The 22,103-nt window shown below is 57.1% G+C and carries 18 protein-coding genes; 10 read left to right on the top strand and 8 right to left on the bottom strand.

Going from position 1 to position 22,103, the window contains the following annotated elements:
- Positions 1 to 3: 3 nt before the first annotated feature.
- From F2S13_RS24290 to F2S13_RS24260, 7 genes are all read left to right on the top strand, one after another.
- A complete protein-coding gene (locus tag F2S13_RS24290) occupies positions 4 to 1,104 on the top strand; it encodes a 4-oxalomesaconate tautomerase (RefSeq protein ID WP_166365652.1) in 1,101 nt (366 codons plus the stop codon).
- Positions 1,091 to 1,990, top strand: a complete 900-nt coding sequence (locus F2S13_RS24285) for an amidohydrolase family protein (RefSeq protein ID WP_343047598.1) — start codon at positions 1,091 to 1,093, stop codon at positions 1,988 to 1,990. The genes F2S13_RS24290 and F2S13_RS24285 overlap by 14 nt, the downstream gene beginning before the upstream one ends.
- Before the next feature lie 11 nt (positions 1,991 to 2,001).
- On the top strand, positions 2,002 to 2,718 hold the full coding sequence (locus tag F2S13_RS24280) for a 4-carboxy-4-hydroxy-2-oxoadipate aldolase/oxaloacetate decarboxylase (protein ID WP_166365650.1): 717 nt from the start codon (positions 2,002 to 2,004) through the stop codon (positions 2,716 to 2,718).
- A gap of 55 nt (positions 2,719 to 2,773) precedes the next feature.
- Positions 2,774 to 3,787, top strand: a complete 1,014-nt coding sequence (locus F2S13_RS24275; protein WP_166365648.1) for an amidohydrolase family protein — start codon at positions 2,774 to 2,776, stop codon at positions 3,785 to 3,787.
- Positions 3,788 to 3,791: 4 nt separating this feature from the next.
- Positions 3,792 to 4,217 carry a GlcG/HbpS family heme-binding protein gene (locus F2S13_RS24270; RefSeq protein ID WP_166365646.1) on the top strand — a complete coding sequence of 142 codons (426 nt, stop codon included), beginning with the start codon at positions 3,792 to 3,794 and terminating at the stop codon, positions 4,215 to 4,217.
- 123 nt (positions 4,218 to 4,340) lie between these two features.
- Positions 4,341 to 4,601, top strand: a complete 261-nt coding sequence (locus tag F2S13_RS24265; RefSeq protein ID WP_166365644.1) for a hypothetical protein — start codon at positions 4,341 to 4,343, stop codon at positions 4,599 to 4,601.
- 263 nt (positions 4,602 to 4,864) lie between these two features.
- Complete coding sequence (locus tag F2S13_RS24260) at positions 4,865 to 5,779, top strand: LysR family transcriptional regulator (protein ID WP_218584082.1); 915 nt, start codon at positions 4,865 to 4,867, stop codon at positions 5,777 to 5,779.
- A 66-nt stretch (positions 5,780 to 5,845) separates the two neighbouring features.
- On the opposite strand, the gene F2S13_RS24255 is transcribed toward F2S13_RS24260, so the two are convergent.
- The gene (locus F2S13_RS24255) at positions 5,846 to 6,691 is read right to left on the bottom strand and encodes a helix-turn-helix domain-containing protein (RefSeq protein ID WP_166365642.1); all 846 of its coding nucleotides are present in this window, start codon (positions 6,689 to 6,691) and stop codon (positions 5,846 to 5,848) included.
- A gap of 451 nt (positions 6,692 to 7,142) precedes the next feature.
- On the opposite strand from F2S13_RS24255, the gene pobA reads away from it, so the two are divergent.
- Positions 7,143 to 8,309 carry a 4-hydroxybenzoate 3-monooxygenase gene (pobA, locus tag F2S13_RS24250; RefSeq protein WP_166365640.1) on the top strand — a complete coding sequence of 389 codons (1,167 nt, stop codon included), beginning with the start codon at positions 7,143 to 7,145 and terminating at the stop codon, positions 8,307 to 8,309.
- Between the two features lie 105 nt (positions 8,310 to 8,414).
- Here pobA and F2S13_RS24245 read toward each other — a convergent pair whose 3' ends face one another.
- Together F2S13_RS24245 and F2S13_RS24240 are read right to left on the bottom strand one after the other, a co-directional pair.
- Positions 8,415 to 8,927, bottom strand: a complete 513-nt coding sequence (locus tag F2S13_RS24245) for an SCO family protein (RefSeq protein ID WP_166365638.1) — start codon at positions 8,925 to 8,927, stop codon at positions 8,415 to 8,417.
- Positions 8,918 to 10,432 (bottom strand): linalool dehydratase/isomerase domain-containing protein, encoded by a 1,515-nt coding sequence (locus F2S13_RS24240; RefSeq protein ID WP_166365636.1) that lies wholly within the window; start codon positions 10,430 to 10,432, stop codon positions 8,918 to 8,920. The genes F2S13_RS24245 and F2S13_RS24240 overlap by 10 nt, the downstream gene beginning before the upstream one ends.
- Positions 10,433 to 10,598: 166 nt before the next feature.
- Between F2S13_RS24240 and F2S13_RS24235 the strand changes: the two genes are divergently transcribed.
- The gene (locus tag F2S13_RS24235) at positions 10,599 to 11,237 is read left to right on the top strand and encodes a TetR/AcrR family transcriptional regulator (protein ID WP_166365634.1); all 639 of its coding nucleotides are present in this window, start codon (positions 10,599 to 10,601) and stop codon (positions 11,235 to 11,237) included.
- Between the two features lie 438 nt (positions 11,238 to 11,675).
- Here F2S13_RS24235 and F2S13_RS24230 read toward each other — a convergent pair whose 3' ends face one another.
- The 5 genes from F2S13_RS24230 to F2S13_RS24210 form a co-directional block, all read right to left on the bottom strand.
- Positions 11,676 to 13,049, bottom strand: coding sequence for a DUF1329 domain-containing protein (locus tag F2S13_RS24230; protein ID WP_166365632.1), 1,374 nt, complete (start codon positions 13,047 to 13,049; stop codon positions 11,676 to 11,678).
- A gap of 26 nt (positions 13,050 to 13,075) precedes the next feature.
- On the bottom strand, positions 13,076 to 14,836 hold the full coding sequence (locus tag F2S13_RS24225; protein ID WP_166365630.1) for a DUF1302 domain-containing protein: 1,761 nt from the start codon (positions 14,834 to 14,836) through the stop codon (positions 13,076 to 13,078).
- A 214-nt stretch (positions 14,837 to 15,050) separates the two neighbouring features.
- Positions 15,051 to 16,580, bottom strand: a complete 1,530-nt coding sequence (locus F2S13_RS24220) for a class I adenylate-forming enzyme family protein (protein ID WP_166365628.1) — start codon at positions 16,578 to 16,580, stop codon at positions 15,051 to 15,053.
- A 14-nt stretch (positions 16,581 to 16,594) separates the two neighbouring features.
- Entirely contained in the window at positions 16,595 to 17,704 is a 1,110-nt protein-coding gene (locus tag F2S13_RS24215; protein ID WP_166365626.1) for an NAD(P)-dependent alcohol dehydrogenase, read from the bottom strand.
- A gap of 51 nt (positions 17,705 to 17,755) precedes the next feature.
- On the bottom strand, positions 17,756 to 19,213 hold the full coding sequence (locus tag F2S13_RS24210; protein ID WP_218584081.1) for an aldehyde dehydrogenase family protein: 1,458 nt from the start codon (positions 19,211 to 19,213) through the stop codon (positions 17,756 to 17,758).
- Positions 19,214 to 19,590: 377 nt separating this feature from the next.
- Here F2S13_RS24210 and F2S13_RS24205 point away from each other — a divergent pair, with 377 nt between their 5' ends.
- Entirely contained in the window at positions 19,591 to 21,480 is a 1,890-nt protein-coding gene (locus tag F2S13_RS24205) for a sigma-54-dependent Fis family transcriptional regulator (protein WP_166365624.1), read from the top strand.
- Positions 21,481 to 22,103 lie beyond the last annotated feature (623 nt).

Below are 22,103 nucleotides of genomic sequence, written 5' to 3'. Positions count from 1 at the left end.
CCCATGCAGAAAGCCATTCCATACATGCACTTTCGCGGCGGAAGTTCCAAGGGGCTGTACTTCAATGCCGCTGACCTGCCCTCAGATCCGGACGTTCGTAACCGGATACTGATCGCAGCCATGGCGGGGCTTGGCGGCAATGATGGTCGCCAGATCGACGGGCTCGGAGGGGGCGATCCCCTGAGCAGCAAAGTCGCTATCGTCAGCCGATCCCAACGAGTTGATGCCGATCTTGACTACACCTTTGTCCAGGTCGTTGTCGGCGGTGACAGCGTGGATACCATCCAGAATTGCGGGAATATCCTGGCCGGTGTGGTGCCTTATGCGATCGAAGCCGGGTTGGTGACGGCACAGACGGACCAGACTCGCGCACGCGTGCACATGCTCAATAGCGAAACGGTCTGCGAAGTAGTGGTGCAGACGCCACATGGGCAGGTGCGTTATGACGGCGATGCGAAGATCGATGGCGTACCGGGGACTGCGGCCCCCATCACCTGCAACTTCATTGATGTGGCTGGTTCAACCTGCGGCGCACTGTTGCCCACCGGCCGTCCATTGGATGTGATCAACGATGTCGAGGCGACCCTTATCGACAACGGCATGCCGGTGGTGATTCTGAGGGCAACGGATTTCGGCATCAGTGGTTATGAAAGCTGCGACAAGCTCAACGCCAACGCCACGCTGAAGCAGCAACTGGAATTGATCCGTCTGCAAGCCGGCAAACTGATGGGCCTTGGGGATGTAACCGACAAGGTGGTACCGAAGATGTGTCTGGTGGCCGCCCCCCGACAGGGAGGCCAGATCTGCACGCGCACGTTTATTCCTCATGTCTGCCACTCCGCGATAGGGGTCCTCGGAGCCGTGTCAGTCGCGACTGCCACTATTCTGCCTGGCACGGTGACCACGGGTCTCGCTGAACTCCCCTTCGAAGGCAGCAACACGATTTCGGTCGAACATCCAAGTGGTGAGTTTTCCGTCAGCCTGGAAGTCGACCGCAGCGTCGCTTTTCCAGAGATCAAGAGTGCCGGTTTATTGAGAACGGCACGCTTGCTGAGCAAGGGCGAAGTTTTCATCCCCGAGTCCGTTATGCGTGATCCCCTATAAGAAGAGCGTCCAGACCATGTCCTTTCTAGCCGTGCATCCAACCCCGAAGAAGCCTAACTTCAACCTTCCACCCAAAGCCTGTGATGCGCACTGCCATGTTTTTGGTCCAGGCGACAGGTTCCCTTATGCGCCTGAGCGCAAATACACGCCCATTGACGCGCCGAAGGAACAACTCTTCGCCTTGCACAAGCATCTCGGCTTTGAGCGTAGCGTCCTTGTCCAGGCAAGCTGCCATGGCACTGATAACAGCGCCATGATCGATATGCTGGAAGCCAGTGAGGGTCGATACCGCGGTGTTGCAGTAGTCGGTGACGACTTGACGGCACAGGAGGTGGAGCGCATGCATGCCGCGGGTGTACGAGGTATTCGTTTCAACTTTGTCAAGCGCCTGGTCGATATCAAACCGACGGCCTTCTACAAACGCATGGCGCAGATGATTGCTCCATTTGGCTGGCACATCATCGTCTATTTCGAGTCGCAGGAACTGATCGAGATCGAAGAACTGCTGTGGGCTATTCCGACTCCAATTGCCATCGATCACATGGGCCGCCCGGACGTTACCCTAGGCATGGACCATCCCGACTTCCAGCGCATCTGCAATCTGGTGCGCAACCGTCCGGATACCTGGATCAAGGTAGGCTGCCTCGAGCGTCTGACGCACGAAGCGCCACCGTACAACGATGTCATTCCCTATGCGCGCTACTTCGTGGAGAACTTCCCCGAACAGGTGCTCTGGGGTACCGACTGGCCCCACCCCAACATGACAACCCATATGCCGGATGACGGTGCGCTGGTCGATACGATTCCCAAAATCGCGCCGACTGCTGAACTTCAGCAAAAATTGCTGGTGGACAACCCGGCACGCCTGTACGGCTTTGAAGACTGAGTCGAGGTTCTATGAAAGCGGTTGCGGTTAAAAACTTTAAACGTGCGGATGTCGCAACGGCGACAGCATTGGGGCAGGTCGGTGTGGCCACCGTGCATGAAGCCCAGGGACGCATTGGACTGCTGAAGTCCTATATGCGGCCAATTTATCCGGGCGCTCGCATCGGTGGCACAGCAGTGACCATTCTGGCCCAACCGGGCGACAACTGGATGATCCACGTCGCCATCGAGCTCTGCAAGCCAGGGGATGTGCTGGTGGTGGCCTGCACCACCGACAATACGGATGGAATGTTCGGTGACCTGCTGGCCACTTCTGCCAAGGCACGGGGAGTCAAGGGACTGGTCATCGATGCCGGGGTGCGCGATGTGAAGGACCTGCAAGAAATGGACTTTCCAGTCTGGTCCCGTGCAGTAAACGCGAAGGGCACGGTCAAGAACACGTTGGGATCGGTCAACGTACCCGTGATGTGTGCCGGTCAGCTGGTCTATCCGGGCGACGTGATCGTTGCCGACGATGATGGTGTCTGCGTGGTGGCTCGCACATCTGCAGCCCTGGCCCTTCAAGCCTCCCTCGCGCGGGAAGCCAACGAGATGGCCAAGCGTCAAAAGTTGGCGGAAGGCATTCTGGGGCTAGATATCTACGACATGCGCACGCGCCTGCAGGAGCATGGTCTCGAGTATGTCGAGACCATGGAAGACCTGGGCGAATACAACGGCATCAGAGTCTAGCCGTTACCACTGCCTGCCCTGCCCCTTCGGCGGGCCCGAACACAGGAACAGAATCATGATCATCGATTGCCACGGCCACTACACCACTACACCTTCTGAACTTGGTGACTATCGTGACCGACAGAAAGCCGAGCTGAAAAGCGACCCCCTTCATCAGGCAATTAAGGGGGTGCTGAACATCAGTGACGATCAGATCCGTGAAAGCATCGAGAACAACCAGTTGCGGCTGCAGAAAGAGCGCGGAACTGACCTCACAATCTTCTCGCCACGAGCAAGCTGGATGGGCCATCACATCGGGAACGAGTCCACCAGCATTGCCTGGACCACCCACTGCAATGACCTGATCAAGCGAGTGGTCAATTTGTTTCCACAGAACTTCGCACCGGTTTGCCAGTTGCCGCAAAGCCCCCTGGTCAAGCCCGAAGCGTGCATCGCCGAACTGGAGCGCTGCGTCGAGCAGATGGGCTTCATCGGCTGCAACCTGAATCCGGACCCGTCCGGTGGCTACTGGAAGGACAAGCCGCTGCACGATCGCTTCTGGTACCCCATCTACGAAAAGATGGTCGAGCTGGATATTCCGGCAATGATCCATGTCAGCGGCGCTTGTCACGCGTGTTTCCACACGACCAGTTCCTATTACCTGAGTGCAGATACGACCGCCTTCGTGCACGCGATGATGTCGGACCTGTTCAAGGACTTCCCCACGCTGCGCTTCATCATTCCCCATGGCGGCGGCGCAGTACCCTATCACTGGGGACGCTTCCGTGGCATGGCACTGGATATGGGACTCGGCGACCTTGAAGAACGCGTGCTGGACAATATCTATTTCGATACCTGCGTTTATCACCAGGAAGGGATCGACTTGTTGCTAGATGTCATTCCTACCAAGAACATACTCTTTGCGTCCGAAATGATCGGCGCGGTCCGCGGTGTGGACCCTCGTACCGGACATTATTTCGATGACACCAAGCGCTATATCGACGGCAACAGGAAGTTGAATGCCGAACAGAAGCAAATGATCTTCGAAGACAATGCGCGTCGGGTGTTCCCGCGCCTTGTAACGGCTTGAGACCATGCGGAAGGTCCAACCGAAGTCCTCGTTGACCCTCGAGGCCGCCCAGTTTCTGGCTCAAACCGCGATCGAAAAAGCCACGGCGCTAGGGCTCAGGATCAATGCCGTAGTCGTTGATGTCAGCGGTGACCCGCTGGTGTCCTTGCGAATGTCAGGCGCCCCTTTGCCAGCCCGTGACTTTGCCGAGAAAAAAGCCTACACAGCGGCAGCCTACGGATGGCCAACGAGCAGATGGAAGCCGCTGCTCGAAGCGCGTCCGGTAATCACCGCAGGTCTTACGCAGCATCCTCGGGTCGCTCTGTTTGCCGGGGGAATGCCGGTACTGGTCGAAGGCCAGGTGGTGGGCGCCATAGGTGTTGCCGGCAGCAAGGAAGACCAGGACGAGGTCTGTGCCCAAGCCGCGGTCGATGCCTTTTCCTTGCAATGAACCATCTGCCGCAGGAGGACTGTTCTGATGGCCAGCGGTGACGGTATGCCAATGAACATCGCCTTCATCGGATTTGGTGAGGCCGCCATGGCGTTCGTAGGTGGCTGGAGGCCCTTGTAGAACTTGAAGATCAAGGTCTATGATCGCGTGCTCGAGGACGGGACTGAAAGAGAGGGCAAACTGTCCCATTGTAGAGCGCTGGACTTTCAGAGCATAGATTCGGCGGCGCAAGCCGTCGCCGGCGCGATTATCGTAATCTCGACGGTCACTGCTGATCATAGTTTGAATGCTGCCGGTCAAGTAGCTCCCCAGCTTGGACCCGGCCAGTATTACCTCGATATCAATTCTGTAGCCCCGTCGAAAAACGGCGGGCCGCCCAATTGATAGAGGCGTCGGGAGCATACTTCCTTGACGTTGCGGTGATATCGCCCGTGCATCCCAAGCTGCATCGCACACCACTGCTGATTACTGCACCCGCGAGGCCATCAAGCAGTGCTTTCGCGAAGTGCCCCGCGATATCGCCCCGTGCTTGCAAAGGCGATACTGCAGTCACTGTCGCCCCAAGATACAGGGTTTTGCGCACACTAGAATGAAAGGCCCGAAATAGGCCCTTCGCGCCCCTCTTTCCTCTGGATCAAGAAGGCTGAATGCTCAAAGAAGGGTTATTGTCCATGAGCTGGAGCATTGATGACGTCCCAGTATTTATCGCTGTCGTCGAACAACAGGGAATAACGGCTGCAGCCGAGTTCCTGCACATGCCCAAGTCCTCGGTAAGCCGGTGCATCAGCCGCCTGGAGGAAGGTTTGGGCGTGCGGCTTCTTGAGCGCAACTCTCGTAACTTGCGAATAACCAGCGAAGGGAAAGCCTTTTATCGCCACTGCATGATGATCATGGAGCAGGTTGAAGCCGCCAATGCCCAAATGGCAGGACTGTCATCGGTTCCCCGAGGGAGGCTTTCAGTCGCAATGCCGATGGCCTTCAGTCGAGAGATCGTAGGGGGACGCCTGGCCGAGTTCAGCAAGCGCTATCCACTGATCAATCTGGAAGTGATAGTGACCAGCCACAATGCCGATATTATCCGCGACCAGATTGATATCGCTTTGGTGATTGGTTCGCTGGACGATTCCGAACTGGTCGCGCAGACACTGCTGGAAACCTCGCTTGTCTGGATCACCAGTCCGGATTATGCCACCGCTCACCAACTTGACGGCTGCACCGATGACCTCGTGCCCCACATTCGAGTTTGTGAAAAGCGCTACGGACAAGCACGACTGGCGGTCCGTGACAACGGCACCAGGCAGACTATCGACCTGACCGGCATCATGCACATCAACGATCCACTGATGGTGCGCGAAATGGTGGTCGAGGGCGCAGGCGTCTCGATGTGCCCACTGATCTACTGTCGCCCCCTCATCGAACAAGGTCGGTTGGTGCAGGTGTATCCCGATCTCACCATCGAGGCCACCGCTGTCATATCTGCGGTCTATTCGAGTCGTCGCCTGCTGTCCAACAAGGCTCGTGCTTTTATTGAGTTCATCAAGCAAATCGCTCAATCGGCCTGAAAAAGAAACGCGAGCGGCCTCCGCGGGCGCGGCAGCACAGTGTCGAACGGCTCAGGAATGAATCAATCAGCCTGATGCTGACTCCGTCCCATTGTCGAGAATCCCGACAGGGGACGTTCCGCCATGCTGCACATACAGCCTGCCTATTTCCGAAGCTGCGGCACGCAATTTCGGCAATAGCGTGCCATCGAGCTGATCAGGGGTCACCGCGTCGTGCAGGACCAACAGGGTCAACGCTCCGATCGTCTTTTCATGCACAAGGACAGGCACGCCGATTGCACACATCCCGTCCAGCGGAGTGTTGTAATAAGCCGTTCCGTAACCCCGCTCCTGGGTGTCCAGGATCCGCTGTTCGATCAGCCTGGCTGTAGCTGCCGCCTTGTTGCCATCCTCTGCAGTTGAAATGGTCATGACAAGTTCCTGACGCAGACCTTTGGCGATGGAAGCGAGATACGCCATGCCGCTAGCCGACGACAGCATCGGAAAGCGTGTTTGTTCAAAGCGCTTGAGCCCGATCGGAGCCACATTTCGATTTGTGGCCTGCAGGACCATTGCATTGCCTTCAGGCATCAGAAAATCTGACGGCCATTTCACCTGCTGGGAAAAATCATTGAGGTACTGCCTGATCGCAATGCCAAAGGTGTTAGACATCATCATCGAACTGGCCAGGAGACGCACCTTGGGCAGCGGCTTGTAGCCACCGGCGTCCTGGTCAAACGCGATGTAGCCTTGGCTCCGCAATGTATACAAAAGCCTGATTGCCGTCGCCTTGGCTAACCCCGTTGCAGCCACCACCTGAGAAACCGTCGCCGGATTGTGCTCATTGACCGCCACCAGCACATTGAGCCCACGAATAAAGGAGCGGTTTTCCACGGCGACGCCCTTGTCTTCGGTGTCATTTAAGTTTTTCACGTCTTCTCTCGCGTTTCCTTCAAATTTCAAGGTCCATTGTACGGACCTTGCTCTCTTTTTTCTTATTTACTTTAATTCTTATTTATCAATTACTTACACACAAAAAATAACTGAATTCGCGATTTACATTCCAACTTCTTTCAAAATGAGGTTCACCTAATGAACCTCGTATCATTTTTATTTACTTGAATAGTTCAATGTGCTGTACTTGGCAGCACGAAGCGTAAATTCACATTAAACATAACCCGCCGCGCAACCGGCGACAGTCGTTCTAAAAGCACTTTCGCTACAACTACAAGTGATATTCAACGACCCTATCCATTCGGCTGGCGCAGGCTACTTGCCTAATAATTCTGCTCAATCGAGATACGAGAACTATCAGGCATTCGCGCGCCCTGAAAAACAACTTCACACGTCACATCAACAACAAGTAACATTCGAGAAGGCAATCATGAAAACAAAAGTAGCCATTATCGGCGGCGGGCCTGCAGGACATCTGCTCGGCCAACTGCTGCAGAATCAGGGTATAGACAATATTATCTTGGAGGCAAAGAGCAAGGAGTACGTTCTTGGCCGTATACGTGCAGGGGTTTTGGAACAGAGTACGGTGGATATATTGCGCGAAGCCAGGGTTCACGAGCGCATGGAGCGCGAAGGTTTGATTCATGAAGGATTTAAACTTTTCTTCAAAGGCCGAAGCGAACGAATTCCGTTCAAGGAGTTAACCGGCGGCAAGATAATGATGGTCTACGGCCAGACCGAAATCACTCGAGACCTGATGGACGCCCGCGAAACCAGCGGCGCGACGACCATCTATGAAGCCGAGAACGTGACACCCCACGATTTTCACGGTGGTTCGCCGCGGGTCACCTATGAAAAGAATGGTGAAACTCACGAGATCCATTGTGACTTCATTGCAGGCTGTGACGGTTTCCATGGAGTCAGTCGCAGATCCGTCGGGGCGGAGAATATCACCGAGTACGAATATGCCTATCCGTTCGGCTGGCTAGGTTTACTGGCCGAAGTGCCGCCAGTGTCCGATGAGATCATCTATTGCCATCATGAAGATGGATACGCACTTTGCTCAATGCGTTCGAAAAACCGCAGTCGTTACTATATTCAGGTTCCGATCGACGAAAAGCTCGAAGACTGGTCGGAAGAGCGCTTCTGGGCGGAACTGAAGCGCCGCTTGCCAACCGAAGTAGCGCAGCGCCTGATCACGGGCCCCGCACTTGAGATGAGCATCGCTCCGTTGCGCAGTTTTGTCTGCGAACCCATGCAGTTCGGCTCGATGTTCCTGGCCGGTGATGCCGCCCACATCGTGCCGCCAACAGGCGCGAAGGGATTGAATCTCGCGGTATGTGATGCAAAGACGTTATTCGATGCGCTAGAGGATTTTTACCAGACTGGCAGCCGCACGAAACTGAACGATTACTCCGCTACTTGTCTGGATCGAGTATGGAAAGCAGCCCGTTTTTCCTGGTGGATGACGACACTGTTCCACAAGCTTTCCGATAACCCCTTCCACCGAAAGGTCCAGCTTGCAGAACTGGAATACACCATGAGCTCCATGGCAGCACAGGCCGCGCTCGCGGAAAACTTTGTCGGATTGGACTAGATCGAATTACGGGTAGTCCATAGCCCGGATGTAATCCGGGCTATGGAGGGTCAACCTTGTGCTTTAGCGTCCCCCAGGAAGTACGGCGAGGTCGCTCTTGCTCAACTATCGTTCTGCCCCCTGCTCAAGAATCACATTCAGGCGAGCAACAATAGTTTCTACTTCTAGATTGTCTGCGAAGTGGGCGCGATATTCGCCGTCAGGGCCTATCAAATAGGCAATTGCGGTATGTGGCATGGTGTAGCCGTCCGGTTCATTCGAATCCGCTTTACGGGAGGCGAATACCCGAAACGACTGCTTCACCCCATCGACTTGCTGTGGTGTTCCGGAAAGCCCGGTAAACCGGGGAAAGTTAGTCTCCAGGTAAGTCCGCATGACTTCCGGTGTATCCCGTTGCGGGTCGACGGTGATGTACAAGGGCGTCAACATACGGGATCGATCGCCAAGCTGATCAAGCACGGTCGACAACTTCGAAAGGGCGCGCGGACAGACCACTCGGCAATGGGTGAAGCCGAAGTAGACCAGCATGAACGAACCGCGGTAATCCGTATCCGCAACCGTCTGCCCATGATGATCGATCAGAGAGAAATGGCTCGAGACCCCGATATTCATACCCATGACAGCACCAGTGTAGTTTCGCTTTGCAGCTCGAATTCGATGATGAGGCGCTCGCCCCGCAAGTAAACATGGTCGTCGAACGGTCTTCCATCTCGTAGCAGTCGGCAGTCGCCCCGCCCTACCCCATTCCCGACCTCCAGACGCACTGGGCCGGTCTCCGTAGCCTTGGCCACCGTCAGCACCAATGCGTTTCTGTCGCTCGCAAACCAGGCCCGACGCACATCCAGTCCGGGCGTGCAATCCACCAACGTCGGCTGCGCGAAATGGGAATCTCCCAAGGGGCCGGCAAAGAGCTTCTGCAACCCGCCGGACACATTCAGGCGCGCATAGGCGAGTAGCGCATTGCCCGTGTGCGGATCCATGGCGGCGAAGTTTCCATCCGCGTCCAGCAACTGGTCATGGCGCCGATAGAAATAGGCCCCATCGGACCTGGTCGGATGCAGGAAGCGATCGGCGTAGGCAAGCAAGCGAGACAAGGTTTCATCGTCGCCAACTTCGGACGCGCATACAGCGGCCCAGCCGAAGTCCCGCGCCGAATAGCGGTCGGAGCCATTGGGTGGAATGGTGGGTTTGATCGAAAGGGTGCCGTCGGGCCCTTCTACCGCCCAGTGCGCCAACTGGTCGGGATAGTGTCGCTGGACCATGTCGGGATTCCACGCATGCATCAGCGAAGCCATCCAGAAGTCCACCCACGGCTGGTCGGGAAAACTGACGGCGGCACGCTCGTGCTCCTGCACCATCATCCGGTAATGGCCCGAATCGTCCAGCACACCGAACTCCTCCCATGCCTTCAGGTAACCGTCGGTGACCTCCTCGGTGAGCGAGCCGCCGTAAACCAGGTCATGGAACCGGAAGCCCAGGATCGGGACCTGATTGCACACCTGGAAGACGCAGTTGGGTTCGCAGGCAATGCCCAGGTAACCTCGCTGCACCATGTTCCAGTAGATGTGCTCGTTCAGGGAACGCTCATCGTACGGGAAATGCCGTCCACCCATTCCCCAGAACAGTGGCTTGACGGAAAAGGTCAGTGCCCCGTCCTTCGCGTACTTGTCGTCGCGGAAAAGGTAGTGATAGAGCAGCGCCATGGATTGAACATAGGCGCTGTACATTATGTTGTCGCGCTCAACCGGATCCCAGGTTGCGGGCAACTCTCCCAGGGCCCTGTTGAACGGACCGTTGCCGGTCCCGACGTAATGCCAATAAGTCCAGACATCAGGGGAAAGGATCTTCTGGATCAGTTGATCGAAGGGCTTGCGAAATAGCTCGGGGGCGGCAGGCAGGCGATGCACGTGGGCAAGCGCCAGGGCATACGACATGTACGCCAACTGGAAGCGTAGGGAACCGAAATCCTCCTGCAGAGTGGAGCGCCCCATCATGCCTGACCAGTCGTCAGGGAGCTGGGCAGCAAGATCGAAGATGCGGTTCAGACTACCTGCCTGCAGATCATCAAGCTTCGGAAGCTGCTCGACCCATGCCAGATCGTTTGAATCAAATTGTCCAACCATATTGTGGGTTCCTGTGCCTTGTGCACTGCATATCGGAATCCTGGCCCTCATTCAGGGCCGGGTACGGATCAACGCTATCGATGCTATCAATTGAACTAAAAATGTCAATTTGGACTATTTTTGTGTATTTTTAGCCTGTAAAGAATTGCAGGAGCTGCGATGATTCATGACTGAGGAAAATGCAAGGCGTCGCGAGAACGGTCTGAAACGTCGTGAACGCACGCGCCAGAAATTGCTCGAAGCCGCCGCCCGCGTCGTCGCCGAATCTGGTGAGCGCAACGCGACCATTGATGATTTCATCCAGGCGGCCGGTGTCGCCCGGGGAACCTTCTATAACTATTACGCCACTCGCCAGGACTTGTTGGACGACCTTTGGGGGTGGTTCGGGCGCAATCCATTTCTCGAAATCCACCAGGCGTGCCTGAAGCTGGAAGATCCAGCAGAACGCATCGTGGCCGAAGCGCGTCTGGTATTGCGAGGCGCCACGGAGAATTCCGCCTGGGGGTGGCTCGTTTATGCGCTGTCCGCCAGTGGGCAGACCGTCAACGAAGACTTGCTCGGTTACCCCAGACCCGATTTGGTACTCGGTCTTCGCCAGGGTCGATTCACGTTCGATGAGTTGAGCTGCGCCAGCGACCTGGTAGTGGGAACTGTCCGGATCGCGCTCAAGGCCGTATTGAGCGAGGCTCGGCCCAAAGATTACGCACACGGTATCTGTGTCCTGCTGCTCAGAGCCTTGGGAGTCCCGAACGCAGAGGCCCTCGAAATCTCGGGCAGGCCGCTTCCGACCAATCTTTGGCCATAGCTCACAAATGAATCGCGACGAGGGGTGAGAAGACATGTTCTGTTGTGCATTCGCGGCCTATCTTTTCGGTCTGAGCTGTTTGGCCACCCGAAAGGGATGGCAACGCTTTCGCAGTAATGTCTGGCGTCCGTCACGAACTTCCAGCGGAAAGTGCTGTAAGCCGCGTGGCAGCCTAGGCCCCGTGTGTTCCCAGACCTCGCTTTGGCTCATCTCACTGGCCGCACTGCTTCTTCTTGGAATCGGCGCATTCCATGAAATGTCGGTTGGCGATTCTGATCCTGGCCCTGCTTCACTCGATCCAGCCTGGTGTCGCGGCGGCGTCCTTCCCTTGCAACGAATCACCCCCTGATCGACTACCGGTTTACTTACAGCAGGCAGAAACCGGAAAAGCCACGCCGCCTTGCGAACGAGGCGGCTTGGCAAAGGCGCTATCGCGGCTCAGCGAACTCCGGCATTGCGCAGGGCGGCAGGCGTGTAGTCGGCCATATTGGCCTTGAAACCGAACTCAAGCCCGTGCTTCTCCTCGTTCTTCATACCCAAAGCGATGTAGCGTCCAGCGATGATGTCGTACAGGGCCTCCACGCTGTAGGTCGCCACTTTTTGCTTGTAGTGTACGGTGGGATGCCCTTCGCCAACTCGCCAGAGTTGGCCTCGGCCGTCGTAGTGGTCGGCGTAGGCGATCTGCCAGCTGTCCTCATCAATGAAGAAGTGTCGTTTGGCATAGATGTGTCGCTCCCCCGGCTTGAGGGTGGCAACGACCTCCCACACCCGGTGCAATTCGTAGCGGGTCAGATCCTGGTTGATGTGCCCTGCCTTGATGATGTCCGTGTACTTCAACTGCGGGGAGTCCAGCTTGTAGCTGTTGTAGGGGATGTACATCTCCTTTTTGCCGACCAGTTTCCACTCGTAGCGGTCCAGCGCGCCGTTGAACATTTCGAAGTTGTCCGAGGTGCGCATGCCATCAGCCGCAGTGCCTGGGCCGTCGTAGGCAACCTGAGGCGCGCGCCGTACGCGGCGCTGGCCGGCGTTGTAGACCCACGCCAGGCGCGGTTCCTTGTTCTGGTCGATGGTTTCATGGACCAGCAGCACGTTACCGGCAAGGCGCGAAGGTTCGGTAACCCTCTGTTTGAAATAGAACAGCACATTGCTGGCATTCTGCTTATCCAGGTCTGCCACGTCGGTGGGAGACGCCAGATCATCCTGGAAATGCACCATGCTGAACGACCCGTTGGTTTGCGGGGTGGCCTGGGTAATGAAGCGCCGGACGTTTCCTCCACGATAGCGGGTAAGGTGGTTCCAGATCACTTCCACCCCATTCTTCGGGATCGGGAAGGCGTAGTAGCGGCTGTCAGTGAAGTTGGACAGACCATTTCCACCATCCACTACCTGAGTATTGAGCGCGCTTTTCTTTGCAGCGTCGTAGATTGCTTGGGGGACAACCATGGTGCGGTGACTTGGGTAGACCGGAATCCTGTAAGTTTCCGGGTAACGCTTGAACATCGCCAGCTGACCCGGCGATAGCTTGTCTTTGTATTGCTCCGCGTTGACGGCGGTAATTACGAACTGTGGCTTCTCGGTGGCGAAGGGATCGGCCAGGAAGCCGTTGGCATCGACCATGCCAGCGTCGGGCTGCAATCCCCCTGTCCAGGCCGGTATACTGCCGTCTGCGCTGGCGCCCTTCTCTGCGCCGAGTGGAGTAAGGGTGGTGCCCAATTGTACAGCTTCCGTTGCGGACACTGCAGCCATGGCATTTCCCATCAGAACGGAGAAGGCCATGTACCCACCAAGTTGAATGATCAGCTGTTTTCTCATTGCATGAGTCCTCTTACTGGTAGTGCTTAAAAGTTGACACCGAAACTGAGCGCAACGAAGTCCCGATCAGTAATGGTGCTGTAGTCTCCACCGAAGAAATCGGTGTAACTCAGGCTTGCGGTATAGGTGTTCTGATACTCGGCATTCAGGCCGACACTGATGGCTTTTGAACCCTCGACAAAGTTGGGGCCATAACCGTCGACGTCATGCGACCAAGCCAGATTTGGCGTGAGGTTCACGCCAGCGATCACATTGCTATATTCGAGTGAAGCGCGAGCGCGATAGCCCCAGGAGTTGCTGGTAAAGAAGCCTTTGTCGTTACATTCCTGCGGGTTGGCGGCATTGAGTGCCCGACAAGTCGATTGGGAAGACAACTGCCCCGAACCGAAGATCGGGTCACGGCCGAAACGCAACTCGCCGACATCGTCGCTAATACCATTGATATGGTTGTAACCCACCTCACCAACCAGGGTCAGGCGGCTGGCTCCCATGACTTGATCGATGAACTGGGTGGCGGTGAACTGGGCCTGGGTGACTCCCCGGCGCTCATACCCATGCAGGTCATTTCCAGCGATGTTCTGTGCCTGACCGGACTGGAATACTGGCGACAGAGGCAGACCAAGAGACGCGAAGACCAGGTCGGTAGAGTTGATCTGCAGCGGCATGTTCGGGCGGTAGCTGATCTCACCGGACAATGCAGTCCCTTCAACATTGGTTTGGAAACTGACCCCATACAGGCGTATGTCTTCTGGGTACTCTACAAAGTAATGCGCATTGGGCGCCCCAGGAATCAGCGCTGCGGACGGGGTGGTGGTGCGGATGGTGCTGAACACCGGGCCGCGGCTGTGGTAGTTCAGCGCGTAGGCACCGAACTCGGTGTCGTTCAGCTCCGGCACGAACCAGCGCAGGGCCACGCCGAACTGACCGCTGTCGCGGGCGTCGCGGTCGCCGGCACGGGGAATGAAGAGGGTGCCGCCGGTGTTGGTGGACACGCCAGGCGGCAGGTCCGGGCCGGCGACCACCAGGCGGTCGACGCAGCCGTCGGCAATTAGGTCCGAGGTGGAGAAGAAGGTGCCGCAGTTATCGACCACCGTCTGGTCCCACTCCAACTGGTAAAAAGCCTCAGCTGTGAGGTTGTCGGTCAGGCCCTGGGACAAGTAGATCAGGTTCACCGGGATCAGGCCTTCCTTGATCTCGGAGCCGGGCCGGCGGAAGGCGGCGACGTCGATAGGGTTGATCGAGTTGATACTGTTGCCGATGAAGGTGCTCTCGCCCCAGCTCACCACCTGCTTGCCGATGCGGAAGCTGCCGGGCAGGTCGCCCAGGTTGTAGTTGTGGTAGAGGAAGGCATCGAGCAGCTGGGCGCCGGAGGCTTGCGCACCTTCCTTGCGATCGTGGTCGTCGATGTCATAGAAGGGCCGGTGCTCGTCCTTCAGCTCGAAGTCGTACCAGTACTTGCCGCGCAGTAGGATGCCGGTGTCGCCGTATTTCAGCTCGAGGTCGTGAATGCCCTTGAAGATCTTCGAGAAGGTCTCGCCCTTCTTGAAGTTCAGCCGGCCATCGTCCTGGCCGCGCGTGGATGCTTTGCCACCGCTGGCGGTGGAGATGAAATCAGAATTGGCGGAGCGAACAGCCCAACTTGCGCCGATGGACAACTGCGAATCGAACTGCCCTTCAACTTCTCCTATATTGAAGTTGATAGCGTTTACCAGACCTGCACTGGCGGCCAGATACCCACTTCCCATTGCAATCAGCGCACGCCTAACTATTAATTTTTTATTCTTCATCGTGGTCTCATTTTGTTTTTGTATTTGCAACAACAGCTACCAAACGTTGAACCCAAACAACTTTCAATCCATTGAAAATGTCTTGCCATTTTCAACTTCCAAAATATTTTTAAACGCCTTCCACCCGCCGCGAAAACAGATTTTTCGGAAAACACTCAGTGCGAGCATTACTTGTCAGCAATGCTCGAACTCGGCAAGTCGTTATTTCAGTTGATCAACTGCGCAATTCGCGTCTCAGGATTTTCCCGGTGCTGGTTCTCGGCAGGGAATCGACAAACGCGACACTACGGGGGACTTTGTAGCTGGCCAGTTGCTTGCGGCAATATTCGATGATTTCTCCCTCGGTGGCCCGAAAGCCCGGGTTGAGCACGATGAACGCCTTGGCCAGCTCCCCCTTGAGTTCATCCTTCACCGGGGCAACGGCCACCATCGCTACGGCGGGATGGCCAGCCAGTACCTGCTCCAGCTCGGCGGGAAATATCTTGTAGCCCGCGGTAATGATCATGTCCTTCAGGCGGTCCAGGATATGGACGTAGCCTTCGGCATCGATCTGCGCGATATCACCAGTACGCAACCAGCCACCCTCGAGCAAGCTGGACGCCGTCGCCTCCGCATTGCCGAGGTACCCGCGCATGACGGTCGGCCCCCGAACCACCAACTCGCCTGACTCGTCTATGCCCAATGTGCGCAAGGAATCGTCAGTAGCAACGATCTTCATTTCAACACCTGGGAACGGCAGGCCGACCGCGCCATGCTGGGCAGGAAGATAGGGTGAGTGAGAAATCACGGGACCGGCGACTTCCGTCATGCCCCATAGCTCAAGCAACGGACAGCCCAGAACCTTGGTAATGGCCTCGATCTTCGCCAGTGGCATGGTCTGGCCGCCTACCGTGCACCGGGTCAGCGAACGCAGGTCCGTGCGTGGCAGGCTGGGGTGCATCAGCATGTAGTAGAACATCGTCGGCACCCCCTCGAAGAGAGTCGCCTTGTAGCGCTCGATGCTCTGCAGCGCCCAATCCGCATCGAAGCGATCGGTAGAAATGAGCGTCATCCCCACCAGGAAGCAGGCATTCATCACCACGTTTCCGTAGACATGCGGGAAAGGCAAAGCACTGACGACCCGCTCGCCGGGGCGGCGCACGTGCACGGTAGCGGTTAGCGCCGTGCTCATGAACACGTTGCGGTGAGTCAACATGGCGCCCTTGGGATTACCGGTCGTTCCCGAGGTGTAGGCAATGGTAAACAGGTCATCCGGCTCTACCTCGGCTGGAGGCACCGCGACTTCGCGCAGCAAGCTGTCGAAGTCCGGATAGCTACTTGCCTCCTGGTCGGTTTCAACGGCAGGAGACAGAGCGATGAGCAGATCAGGTTCACGGGCGCCAGCATCGGCCAATACCTGGCTCAGCGCTACGCAGCGGTCACGCGGGGCAATCACCGCGATGGCCTCGCTGTCGGCGGCGATATAGGCGATTTCTTCGATGCTGAGGAGGAAATTGGCTGGAACGACCACAGCGCCCAGGCGCGCAATGGCGTAATAGCCGACTATCCATTCCCAGCCATTGGGCAGATGCAGGATCACCACCTGCCCGCGCTGAACCCCATATTTGCGCAACCCTCCCGCGAAGCTCGCGGCAAGGGCATCTATCTCGTTGAAACTCAGTTCCTTCTCGCCGACGATCAATGCGGTCTGATCAGCAAAACGCTTGGCTGCCCGATCGCTGAGCGTGCTCAATACTGCTTTCATTGCAATCTCCCGCCTCAACCTTTCAACCGCACGACAGCTTTCAGGACTTTGCCCTGTTCGGAGTCCTGGACGGCCTGATTTATTTCTTCGAAGGGATAGAACGAGATCAATCGGTCGAAGGGGAACGCCCCTTGTCGCCAGAGCTCGATCAACTGCGGGATGAAGATGTCGGGAACACTGTCGCCTTCGATGATGCCGCGCAGCGTTCGACCGAACAGAATGCTGTTCATGTCGAGCTGAACTTCGGTTCCCAATGCGGCCGCCCCAATCAGGCCGCAGACACCGGTTTGGCGCAGTGACTCGACAGCCTGCCGCAGCACCTTGGGCAGGGCAGTGCATTCAAGCGAATACTGCACACCCTCCTCCGCGGTCAGCGCCTTGATGGCCTCGACGGGCTCCTGCTCTTTCGCGTTGATCGCGTGGGTCGCCCCCAGCTCCAGGGCGAGGTCCAGACGGGCCTGGTTCATGTCCACGGCAATGATGGTCGTGCAACCCACCAGCCTGGCCGCCATGACAGCAGCCAGGCCGACGGAACCGCTACCGAATATGGCGATGCTGCTGCCTGCGCCCGGTTTCAACGCATTGATGACAGCCCCGGCTCCCGTCTGGACGCCGCAACCAAGAGGCCCGAGGATTTCCAGCGGCACATCCTTGGGAACTTTCACCAGGTTATGCGGCGAGGCAATGGCCAACTCACCGAAAGACGACTGGCTGAAAAAGCAGCCACTGATCGGATGGCCTTGCTCATCGCAGTAAGGCGTTGAACCGTCGCTTCGGCGGCCGCTGAAGTTGAGACCATATAGGTCGTTGCAATAACCGTTGAGCCCCTTCTGGCAGTTGTGGCATTCGCCACAGCTGGCGAAGGTCATCACTACGTGATCGCCCGGGCTCACCTTGGTTACCCGGCTACCGACTTTACGTACGATGCCGGCGCCTTCATGGCCCAGCACCGCCGGCAGCGGCACTGGATAGTATTGGTCACGCACCACCAGATCCGTATGGCAGATGCCGGTGGCAATCACTTCCACCAATACCTCATCGTCTCGCGGCCCCTCAAGGTCCACCCGTTCAATCCTGAATGGCCCGGCCTTCTCGCGGACCACTGCAGCTTTCAGTGAAACCATCGCTTTACCTCCTGTTGTTCTTGTCGTGGATGGAAAATGTCAGCGGATCACCTATAGCGAGCACCCCATGATGGTTTGCAGGTTGGTGTACTCGCCCAGTCCTTCGAGCGCGTTCTCGATACCGAGCCCCGACTGCTTGTGGCCTCCGAAGGCGATGTGCGGAGAGAACTGGTGAACCTGGTTGATCCATACCGTTCCGGCTTCCAGGCGCTGGGCAATCGCCTGAGCCTGCACCAGATCACGTCCCCAGACAGAAGCGGCAAGGCCATACTCAGTATTGTTCGCGCGCTCGATAACTTCTTCGACATCGCAGTATTTCAGCAGCGGCAGGACTGGACCGAAGGCTTCCTCGACCACGCAGCGCGCGTCGTCCGTGGGGTTGTCGACCAGCGTAATGGGAATGAAATAGCCTTTGCCGGGTTCGACCGTACCGCCTGCCAGGAAACGCAAACCGGCGCGGCGGGTATCTTCGATCAGATCGCACACCTTGTCGTACTGCATCTTGTTCTGCAGCGGTCCAAGCTGGGTGTCGGCCTCCAGGCCATTGCCGATCTTGATGCTTGCCGCGTAATCGCAAAGCGCCTCGGCCACTTCGTCATAGATCGACTCGTGGATGAACAGCCGCTTGGTCGCCACACAGAACTGGGCGCTGTTCTGGAAAGAGGCCCAGAACAACTTTTCCGCGATGCTTTTCGGATCGACATCCGGAAGAACGATGGCCGGATCGTTGCCGCCTAGCTCCAGGGTCACGCGCTTGAGATTGCCAGCCGCGGTCTGCATGACGCGGCTGCCAGTTGCCGTAGAGCCTGTGAAAGCGATCTTGCTGACGTCGGGGTGTTCGGTCAGCCACTGGCCGATCTCGTTTCCTCCGGCGACGATGTTCAGCACGCCTGGCGGCAAGACGCGCTGGGCCAGCTCACCAAACCAGAGTGTGCAAAGGGGCGTATAAGGCGATGGTTTGACGACCATGGTATTGCCTGTCAGCAATGCCGGAGCAATTTTCCATACCGCCAGTAGCAGGGGGAAGTTCCATGGGGTGATAGCGCCAACGACCCCCAATGGAACGTGCCGACACAGCACTTGCCCCTGCCCCTCCCCACTTGCCAACGACTGAGGAAGCGTCTGCCGGGCGACTTCGCGTAGCCAATGGATGCAGCCACCTATTTCCCACTCGGCACCAGCGCGTGCCTTACCTTGCTCCAGCGTCAGCAGGCGGATGAAATGCTCCTGATGCGCGGCAATCAGGTCTGCCAGCTCGACAAGCTTGGCCTGACGGAATTCCCACGGCGTGTCTCTCCAGGAAGCGAATGCGGCCCTGGCTCCTTGCACTGCCACTTCCAGTTCCTGGCGGCCTGCCATTGGGTAGTCCACCAGGATCTCGCCGGTAGCAGGGTTGATGACTTCACCGCGTTGCGGGGTCTGCACCAGATGGCCAGCGATGGATAGCGGGAAATCGGTGCTCGGCATGCCAGCCAGCAGGCTGGATATCGTTTTTGAAACCTGACTCATTGTTGTCTCTCTGTTGTCGTCAGATGCTGAACGGATAGGGCTCCATTCGGTTCGACAAGAGATGAGCAACGACTATGCCAAAACCATATCTATTTGTTATTGAAGGCTTTTCACCTCAGCTCTAATCATTTGCGTGTCCGTCTTGTGCACAGCTCGAAAAACCACTGTCCAGTTCCTGCACGCCCGTCGAGAAAATACTGATAGGTTTCATCGAAATAGAGCTCAACCGCTCCTCCCGACTTTCTTGCCTGCAGGTAAAAAAAAATGTACTCATCTGTCTTCGGCAAAAACTGCTTTCTCTCCTTGGAGGCGCCATATAAAAGGGCTTGCCTCGCCGGCGAATGGCATGGAACTACAAGAGACATACGAGGTATTTGATGTCGGTCATCTCCGCCCCCCCTCAGGCGCTGCGTAAGGCCCGTGAGCTGTTTTCAGAAGGAGGCACGCTGCCTGCTGGGCTGATTCCGGTCGAACTTGCGAACTCCTGGGAACGCTCAAGGCAAGTTGGCCTCACGCCTCAGAGTCGTCGGCTTCACCGCTTTCGACCCGCCAGGCAACAAAGACTGGACACCCAGGAGGAAAACCAGCAACTGATCCAACATGTAACGCCTGAGATGCAGTTGCTCTGGCAATCGCTCATGGATCCTCGCTGGACCCTCCTTTGCATGAATCGAACCGGGGTCATCGTGCACGAGCGAAACGCTGAATCGGCGACCGCTGTCGAATTGAAGACACTCGTCACCGGACGGGGCCTCAGCGAAATGGAGTTAGGTCCAACGGCGCCCAGCTGTGTCCTCAAGGACGCCCGCCCGTTTACTGTAAGCGGCAGCCAGCACTACCTCGGCGAACTTGATCGCTTCTTCTGTGCCGCCGCCCCCATTCGCACCCCCGACGGACAATTGATCGCCGTATTGAATGTCTCTGGCATCGATATGCAGCCGTCGTTGTGGCTCCAGGACCGCATCAATTTCACGGCGATCAGCGTTGAGAATCGCCTTTACGAGGATCTGCCGGATTGCTCGCTGCTGCACGTCCATGCGGATCCTCGCCTTATCGGTACACCACTGGAAGGCATCATCGCCATCGATCCGCAAGGGTATCTCCTCCACGCCAATCGTAGTGCCAGAAGCCTGCTAGGGCTCAGCCTGGAGGAGCACTCGAGGTTGGCCATTTCCCTGGAAGCGCTGCTCGGTTCGCAAGGGCGGCGTGAGCTCAGTAACCTGCAACGATTTCCAGGCGAGGTGCACGAAATCTCGCTCTCCTCCGGACGCCGGATCTATGCACGCCTGCAAGGTTCGGAAAACTCAGTCGGGATAGTCTATCGAGCGGCCGAACCCCCTCATTCAACACCGAAAACGGGTCCTTCGCCGTTCAACGAAGCCTCCCTCGACAATGCATTCGATATATCCAGACGAGGGTTTGTCGGGGAAGTTCCCATCCTTGTTCAGGGCGAGACCGGAACTGGCAAGGAAGTATTCGCCAAATCGCTCCACGAAAGCCTCGCCGCCGATAGCCCTTTTGTCGCCATCAATTGCTCTGCGATCCCCTCGAACCTGATCGAAGCGGAACTGTTCGGCTATGTCGAGGGTGCCTTCACCGGGGGGCGCAAGGGCGGCGCGATGGGCAAGATCGAGGCGGCCAACGGGGGCACCCTGTTTCTCGATGAAATCGGTGATATGCCGATGGAGCTGCAAACGCGTTTCTTGAGAGTCTTGCAGGAGCGCAAGCTGACCCGACTGGGTGATAACCGTGATGTTCAGTTGAACATACGGCTGATAAGTGCCTCCCACCGCGATCTTGAAGTGTTGGTTAGAAACGACCAGTTCCGCGAGGATCTTTTCTACCGAATCAACGGGTTGCGAGTGGTCCTCCCGCCCGTCCGAACCAGGCTCAATATCCAGGGCCTGATCGAGAGCCTGCTTTCACAGCTTTCCCCGGATGAGCCAAAGACGATATCCCCGGAGACCCTCGGCAAGCTGCTTGCCTATAGCTGGCCAGGAAACGTTCGCGAACTGCAGCAAGCCCTGAAAGTCGGCTGCATCCTGAGCGGTCCGGAGCCTGAAATATCAATGAAACATTTTTCTCCAGACATGCAGGCCAAACTAGCCAAAGTCTCAGGCAATGGGCCGACTCTCCAGTCCCCATTGCGCCGCCAGGAGCGAGAAACCATTCGAGAATCCCTGGCACGCAATAACGGCAATATCTCGGCAACAGCTAGCCAACTGGGTATCTCGCGAACCACTCTCTACAAAAAAATGCGCGAATGATTCAACTTGCCGCCCACCGGTTCGACCCTAGGTTACTCTTATTGTCCGGGCTTCCGGGGACTGGTTGTGTTCGGTCGAACGAAGCAAACGGCAGCTTGATGCCGTACTTCCACTCCAGATGATCTCCGGGCGGTTTCGCAGAGATAATCGCTACGGATTGTCAGCGGCAAAGTCCGGGGAGCTGAACACCAGAAATGCCGCCTATGGACGGGCGCCAATATGGGAGTTCGAGGCCACATGGGCCTCGTGGATAATTGCACAGATTTGCCCACCCATTTGCATTCGACCTGACCAGTCATTTGCATCGGATTTGACTATCACGATGCGTGGCCATGACCGGCAGAGAACGACCCAACACGGACGTTCACGGATTCGCGGCTGGCACGGATCCCTGTAGCCGCTGCCGCCAGGCTGCGCTGGAGTCCCGTAGGGGCTCCTCCGGCGGACTTGAGATCTTGCGCCCGCTAACGAGCGTGAGCGCAGCCTGGCGGCAGCGGCTATGCCGACCGTGTTGCCGGCCCGTACAACTCCTCATTCCCACGCTCCGCGTGGGAATGCATACAGAGACGCGCCGCAAAGCGCTCTTGAAGGTCGACGCAGAGCGTCTGGCACGGCATTCCCAC

The sequence above is a fragment of the Pseudomonas akapageensis genome (genome assembly GCF_011355085.1).
In the GTDB taxonomy this organism is placed as follows: Bacteria; Pseudomonadota; Gammaproteobacteria; order Pseudomonadales; family Pseudomonadaceae; genus Aquipseudomonas; species Aquipseudomonas akapageensis.
The sequence above is the reverse complement of the archived record's forward strand: the minus strand, read 5'-3'. Positions and strand labels throughout refer to the sequence as shown.